This is a genomic window from Methyloceanibacter sp., assembly GCF_051306395.1.
Classification (GTDB): domain Bacteria; phylum Pseudomonadota; class Alphaproteobacteria; order Rhizobiales; family Methyloligellaceae; genus Methyloceanibacter.
The window spans coordinates 1-7130 of the sequence record NZ_JBPPND010000262.1 but is presented as its reverse complement, the minus strand read 5'-3'; the positions used below and the strand labels follow the sequence as shown (position 1 = coordinate 7130).

The 7130-nt window shown below is 63.2% G+C and carries 5 protein-coding genes and 1 pseudogene; 3 read left to right on the top strand and 3 right to left on the bottom strand.

Annotated elements, in window-relative coordinates; genetic code table 11:
* Nucleotides 1–226 (top strand): annotated as a pseudogene (locus ACSLE4_RS14270) (hypothetical protein); the annotation flags it as partial.
* A 651-nt stretch (nucleotides 227–877) separates the two neighbouring features.
* Here ACSLE4_RS14270 and ACSLE4_RS14265 read toward each other — a convergent pair.
* Complete coding sequence (locus ACSLE4_RS14265) at nucleotides 878–1978, bottom strand: NAD(P)/FAD-dependent oxidoreductase (protein ID WP_435905096.1); 1101 nt, start codon at nucleotides 1976–1978, stop codon at nucleotides 878–880.
* Nucleotides 1979–2190: 212 nt separating this feature from the next.
* Between ACSLE4_RS14265 and ACSLE4_RS14260 the strand changes: the two genes are divergently transcribed.
* On the top strand, nucleotides 2191–2895 hold the full coding sequence (locus ACSLE4_RS14260; RefSeq protein ID WP_435905095.1) for a hypothetical protein: 705 nt from the start codon (nucleotides 2191–2193) through the stop codon (nucleotides 2893–2895).
* Nucleotides 2896–2916: 21 nt separating this feature from the next.
* Here the strand turns inward: ACSLE4_RS14260 and ACSLE4_RS14255 are convergent, their stop codons facing one another.
* The gene (locus ACSLE4_RS14255; RefSeq protein ID WP_435905094.1) at nucleotides 2917–3981 is read right to left on the bottom strand and encodes a glycosyl hydrolase family 28-related protein; all 1065 of its coding nucleotides are present in this window, start codon (nucleotides 3979–3981) and stop codon (nucleotides 2917–2919) included.
* Nucleotides 3982–4056: 75 nt separating this feature from the next.
* Complete coding sequence (locus tag ACSLE4_RS14250) at nucleotides 4057–5181, bottom strand: DegT/DnrJ/EryC1/StrS family aminotransferase (protein ID WP_435905093.1); 1125 nt, start codon at nucleotides 5179–5181, stop codon at nucleotides 4057–4059.
* Nucleotides 5182–5370: 189 nt separating this feature from the next.
* Between ACSLE4_RS14250 and ACSLE4_RS14245 the strand changes: the two genes are divergently transcribed.
* Complete coding sequence (locus tag ACSLE4_RS14245; RefSeq protein ID WP_435905092.1) at nucleotides 5371–6453, top strand: DUF6600 domain-containing protein; 1083 nt, start codon at nucleotides 5371–5373, stop codon at nucleotides 6451–6453.
* Nucleotides 6454–7130: the final 677 nt, after the last annotated feature.

The window sequence follows — 7130 nt, the reverse complement described above, 5'->3', positions numbered from 1 at the left end:
GGGTCCGATTTATGGGGGTGATGTCGTCCTTAGATCAAAAACGCACGTGGTTGGCGATATCCACCACCAATCCCTCGCTATTGGCAAGGGCGCCTACTTCGAAGGCCGCTCCGTGCAAGCACAGGCAGCCGAAAACAGTAGTCCTAGTAGCTCAGCAAAAAAGAGTTCTTCTCGAAAGATCGAACAAGATGACCAAGAGGCGGCGACTGCTCAGCTTACTCCCTAGGAATTCGGTCACTACGTCTCGCGTGCTGATTGTAACAGCCAATGACCGATGATGAAATAGATGACGCTGCACGCCACATGCTGACTGACATCATCGTGCGCCGCGTGCAGCCCGCTACTGATAAGTGGCACAAGCTTTTGGCAAAGCGGTTCCCTGAAGCCAGGTTGACTGACCGAGAATATATAACGATGCGGGCCGTGGAGTTAATCCAAGAGCGTCGGCAGAAACGGTGACCCTGCTGGTGAGGGGTTAGGAAAGTGCGGCGGTTTTGCGTTACCTCCCCCGCGTCCCGCATTAGAGACCGCCACATAAACTTCCCAGAACATCACTTGAGGAAACGATCCTGATGATTGAACTCCTTGCGCCTGAAGCCATGTCATTTCGGATGCTGCGACGATCGTCGAAGTGGTTAGCGTCCCGCAAGTAGGTATCCCGTGCGTCGGGTCAAAACTCAGACAATCCAAAGTGACCTCTGGGACCAGCTGAGGTGAACGGTCATGTTCCGTTACCGACCAGGCGTCCTGAACTGCGGCGATCTCTTGATATAGCTAGATCTCCAAGCTCCCGCCTGACAGTGCTAGGCCCAGAGTCCTGAGGTAGGTTGATCGTTATGCTACTTTGCATGGGGTTGTTTCTCAAAAAACCGCTGGTCTAGCTCGCGAGGTCGGCCACGTAGTCCCCGATAGCGAGCGACGCCGTGAGCCCTGGTGAGTCGACCCCGTAAAGGGCGACGTAGCCGGAGTGCCCGGTCTGCTTCGGCCCCTGGATGACGAAGTCGCCGGGGGGCTCACCTGGTCCCGTGACGCGGGGCCTGATACCGGCGTAGGCGGGTGCGAGAACGCCGTCCGGGAGCCCCGGCCAGTAGTGGCGGACGGCGTCGTAGACGGCGCCCGCGCGGGCGGGATCGACCTCGTAGTCGATAGTCTTTACCCACTCCACGTCCGGCCCGAAGCGCGCCTGCCCCCCGAGATCGAAGGTGAGGTGGACGCCGAGGCCCCCTGCGACCGGAACGGGGTAGATCAGCCGCTCAAAGGGGGCGCGGCCGCTCTTGGCGAAGTAGCTGCCCTTGGCGAGATAGCGCGGCGGAATGGTCTCAAAATCGAGACCATCCAGACCGCGCGAGACATCCCACGCTTTAAGCCCGCCTGCGTTGATAAGCAGCTTTGTCTCGATCTCGGCGGCCTCAACGCCGCCGACGCGAAGCCATATCGAGGGTGAGCCGAGACTGCCTCCGAGTAGTGGGGCGCGGCACTGCACCGTGGCGCCGGCGTTCTCGGCGTCGCCCTGGAGGCTGAGCATCAGCGCGTGCCCGTCGATGATGCCGGTGGTGCCCGACAGCAGCGCGCCGGTGGCCTGTAGTTCCGGCTCCATCTCCTTCAGGCGCCCGGTGCCGATCAGCGCGATGTCCTCGACGCCGTTCGCCGCGGCGCGCTCATACAGGTACTGGAGTGCCGCCTCCTCATCCAGCGAGGTCGCGACCACGAGCTTGCCGCAGCGGCGGTGGGGCACGCCTCTCTCGGCGCAATATTGATAGAGTGCACGACGGCCCTCGACGCAGAGCCGCGCCTTCAGGCTGCCCGGCGGGTAGTAGAGACCGGCGTGGATGACCTCGCTGTTGCGCGACGAGGTTTCCTGGCCGACGCTGTCGGCCCGCTCCAGCACGAGAACCTCGCGCCCGCGAAGGCTCAGCGCCCGGGCGATCGCAAGGCCGATCGCGCCGGCGCCGACGACAACAGCTTCAGTCTTGAACATCGAATCCTGAGCGCGATTTCACCTGGTGAGTCCATTTGCCGCCGCGTTATACCGATTATAGCATTGGGAGCCGAACCTCTTGCGATCCTGCGACCGGCAAGATGAGAATTTCCAGCATGCGGAACCGACCACACTCCCACTCAGGCCAACCATCAGAACTGTCGTCACGCGTTGCAGCCCCTCGACGAAAGCGGCGCGGAAGAAAGTATGCCGTGTGGATTATCGTCGCTGCTCTCGTCGGCGGCGTGGCGCTTCTGTCCTATAACGATGTCTCCACCGATGTTACGTCGGACGATGCCATCTACGCTGAGCGCATCTTGCGCGAGACCGAGCACGGGAATCTCATCGCACAGAAGACTCCTCAGAGTTTCGCCGGGCAAATCGAGACCATCTTTGCGGTGCAGGACGCGGTTTTATCGATTGCCGACGAGAACCGAGGCATTCCGTTCGATCGGCCACGCGAGCTCAGCGATCTTTATCAGGCGAGGGCCGGTCTTTGTTTCGACCGTAGCCGTGCCATCGAGAAAATCCTGAGCAGTCTCGGCTTCTCGGTGCGTCACGCCTTCGTGGCCTCAACAAGAGGCACCGGCAGCCCGCTCCGGTCTTTTCTCACGCCGAAGACCCAGTCGCATGCGGTGACCGAGGTGAAGACAGATCGCGGTTGGTTAGTGATCGATTCAAATAGACGCTGGATTGGCCTCACGGAGGGGAGCAAGCCGGTAGATCTCGCTGCGCTCCGGGAGACGAAGGCGCAGCAGGATTGGGACCCGCGGGTAAAGGACCCCATGAGCCCCATGCTGAGCGAACCGTTCACCTACCTTTTCGGCCTCTATTCGCGTCACGGGCGATTCTATCCGCCTTATATGCCCGTTCCCGACGTCGATTGGGGGCAGATCCGCTACAACCTCACCGACTGATCATTATTCCAGCTCGGTCGATCAGTTTCCGACTTTCGGTTTCTTCTTATTCTTCTTCCTCGGTGTGAAGCGGTTCTTTTCGAACCGCATGTCGGATCCCTCGCGGCAATCGATCTGCGGGGCGGCGACTTGAACCGGTTCCGCGTAGGCGTTGAAGGTCTGCTGGGGCTTGCCCTGACGAGCAATGATTCTGTTGCCGCAAATTGCCGACGATCGCACGCCCAGCGCATTCTCGACGAGAATCGGCTGGTCGTTCCCATCGAAGAGGTTGCCGCGGATCTCGACGTTGGCGACCCGACCTTTTTTGCTTGCGATCAGAATCCCGTCGCCGGCGTTGTTGACGAACTTAGAGTGCTCGATCCGCACATTGGTGATGGTCTGGCTTTCGTTGTTGGGCTCGAGGTCTATCCCGGCGCTTGGCCGCGTGCCGCGCGTGTCCCGAAACTCGGAGTTGGTGACCAGAATCCGGTTGCCGCTGATGATGGAGAGCCCTTGGCGGCGATTGTTGATGGCCACGACAGAGCAGAGAGCGATGTCCTCGCCGCCGGCCAGATAGAAGCCGTCGCCCCACATGTGCCGCGACGTCACGCCCGCGATCGTGATCCGCTCAGATTCGGGGCCGATGATGATGCCCATGCCCCACTCGCCGGAGCGGCCCTTATGCTCCTTGCGGTCGCCCTGCAACGTGCCGCCGATCACCGTCACATCCTTGGCACGGGGTATCCTCAGGACCGAGTAGTTTTTGGCGCCGGTCGGGATCACCTTCAGGATCGCGCGGTCCGCAAGCTTCAGCGTCATCTTGCTTCCGAGCACGAGGCGCTTCTTGCCGTGTGCTTGCACCATGTAGGCCCCGTTGGGCACGTAGACCGTGCCGCCGGTGCCGGCGACCTCGTCGATCGCTTTCTGAATGTATTTCGTGTCGTCGGATTTCCCGTCGCCCTTGGCGCCCCTGTCCTTCACGTTGACGACGAGGGGCGAGGTGGGCTTGACGTTGCAGCCGTCGAACTGGGCGCCACTGGCTGGGCCGGCAAGAGAAGCCGCGACGACAAAGCAAAGAAGGGCGCTCGTGCGTGAAATCTTGTTCAAGGGGCGTCGGTTGGGTTGCTCCTTCGGCACAGGACCCGCACTAGCACGTTCTTTTCGGGGTGTCACCGGCCCCGGTCAGGCGAGCGCGTCGCGGGTTGCGGCGGCGATGCGCCTTGCGTCGTCGTCGGACAAATAAGGATGCATGGGCAAGCTCATGACCTGGTGGCAGATCGCCTCGCTCACTGGTAGCGAGCCTTCGCCGCCGCCATATGGCAGATAGGGAACCTGGAGGTGCATGGGCTTCGGGTAGTAGATCATGGTCGGGATGCCGGCCGCGCCCAGCTTCTCCTGCACCGCCGCGCGCTTATCCGTCTTGATGGTGTACTGCGCCCAGGCGGATCTCAGCCCCTCGATGCGCTTTGGCGTCGCCACCACGTCCTTCAGCTCTTCGTCATAGATCTGCGCGACGCGCTCGCGGGCCTCGAGCTCGTCGTCGAAGACCGAGAGTTTCACGGAAAGGATCGCGGCCTGAATGCTGTCGAGACGGCCGTTGATGCCGATACGCACCACCTCGTAGCGGTCGGCACCCGCGCCGTGGACGCGGATCGACTTGAGCAACTCCGCGAGACCGTCGTCGTCGGTGGTGATTGCGCCGCCGTCGCCGTAGCACCCCAGAGGCTTCGCCGGAAAGAAGCTCGTGCCGCTGACCGGCGCGAGCGAACCAACGCGCTTGTTGTGATAGGCGCCGCCGAAGGATTGTGCGGCGTCGGATATGAGATGAAGGCCTTCGCGCTCGGCGAGCGTATTGAGTCCGCTCCAGTCCGCCGGCAAGCCGAACAGATCGACTGCGAGGATCGCCTTTGGCGTGAGCTTACCGCCGGCGCGGGTTTCGGAAATTTTTTGCGCGAGGTCTGCAAGGTCGATGTTGAAGCTGTCCGCCTCGACATCGACAAACACCGGCGAAGCGCCGGCGAGGAGGATCGCCTCGGCGGTCGCCGTGAAGGTAAACGAGGGCACGAATACCGCATCGCCAGGGCCGACCTCATAGGCGAGCAGCGGCATGAAGATCGCATCGGTGCCGCTCGAGCAGGAAATCGCGTGGGCCGCGCCGCAATACTCCGCAAGCTCGGATTCCAGTTTCGCGACTGCGGGACCGAGGATGTAGCGCCCGCCATCGAGGACGTCTTGGATCGCTTCAGCGATCTGCGGCTTGAGCCGCGCATATTGCGCCTTCAGGTCGACAAAGGGGACGCCCGACATCGATTTTCCTTCTCTGACTCCTGGTCGCGCCCTGCCTAGCCAAGTCGGGCGGCCACGGCAATAGGGCGAATGGCGCCAGCCTCAAGGGCCGGTTCCCCGTTCAGTCTGGGGGTTCAGGTCGGAACCTTCATCCTCGGCAGCGATTGGGTCCGTTCCGCCGAGGGGCTGACCGGCGGAGGTTTTGAGACGATGTATTCAGGCGCCCTGAGGCGCATCGTGTTGGTGGGCGCGTTCGCGCTGCTCGCCCTGGCGCCGGGTGTGCTGGTCTCCGATGAGGCCAAGGCCGGCGGGCCAGCCGTGGAGCAGGACTATTTCGACATCGATCAGTTCTACGACGAACTCGCGCCCTTCGGCGAGTGGGTCGACCATCCCAACCACGGCTATGTGTGGCTGCCGCGTACGGTGGCACCGGATTGGCGCCCGTACACCGTGGGCAACTGGGTCTCGACCGAGGAATATGGCTGGTACTGGGATTCCCCGGAGCCCTTCGCTTGGGCCGTGTATCACTACGGCCGTTGGGGATTTGAGCCCGACTATGGCTGGTATTGGGTGCCCGGCGATACCTGGGCGCCGGCCTGGGTACAGTGGCGCTACGGCGATGAATATGTGGGTTGGGCACCAGAGGTCCCGACACCAGGCTACGCTTATGGCAGCCCGGCGCGCTATGCACCACCACCGCCACGGGAATCGTGGGTGTTCGTCCAGCCGCGTTACCTCGTGTCTCCTGCGGTCCGCTCTTATGCGGTGCCACGCGCCAGCCTGACGATCGTATTCAGCCGCACGACCTATGTAAGCCGGCCCCGGTACCGGAACGGCTATCTCTACAACTACGGCATGCCGCGCGATCACTGGTCGCGCGTCACGCGCAGGCACATCGAGCCGCGCAAGGTGTATCGCGGGCATCAAAGAGCGCGCCCGCATGGGTGGAACAGGCGCGGCTCTCGCGACCTCTATGCCTACGCGCCAAGCGTGAAGAAGGGGGCGCGTCCGCGCAAACCCCCCAAAAAGATCGCCCCCAAACCGACCCGCGCCAAAGCAAACGCCAAGAGTGCAAGGGCCCGTGCCGTGCAGCCCAATCGAAATGCGCGGGCCCAGCCACCACGAGTGATGGGCCCCCGCGAAGCGATGAACCCGAACTATCGCGGGCCTGCGGTGCGCACTGGCCCCTGGGGCCGACTACAAGGGTCCGGGCCGCAGGCCGCCGCACGCGACACCGGCCGCCGCGAAATTAAAGGCCGCCAAATCAAAGGCGGCGACGTCCAACGCCGCTAGATCCAATGCTGCCCGAGCCAGGGCCGCGAGAGACAGGGCTGACCGCGCCAAGGCTGAGCGCGCTAAGGCTGCCCAGTCCAACAGGGGGAGGCCCGGACCTGCGAATGCCCAAGCGCAACGCAACCGCGCCATGGGTCTCGCCCCGCCGACACGCGATGCACGGGCCGGCGCGATGAGCCCCAACATGCGCGGACCGAACGCGGGGCCCCACAATCGCGGCCCCTCCCTTAAGGGCCGTGACGGCCTGAAACCTCCTCAAGCCCGCCGAATCCCGCCAAAGCCCGCGGGGGACAAGGCGAAGGCAGGCAACGCGAAAGCCGGCAAGCCGAAGGCCGGCAATTCCAAGGACGGAAAATCCAAGGCCTCAGGATCAAAGCCAAGGGGGCAACCGAGCGCCAACTCGTACCGGACCTCCAAGCCGAAGGCGGCGAGATCCGCAAACGTGAGACCGAGCCAGGCAAAGCCAGCTCGTGCCAAGCCGCAGTCGGCGCGTGCGAAGCCGAAGCAGGCCAAGTCGAGGTCCGCGCATGTCAAACCAAAGCCTGCGAAGGCGAGGTCGGCCCATGGCGGCGGTAACGGGGACCGCAAACGCGGCGCTAGCCGGGGTCACGGCGGTGGCGATCGGGCCAAGGCCTGCAAGGCCAATCCCAATCGGCCGGGGTGCGGGGGGCGCGGCT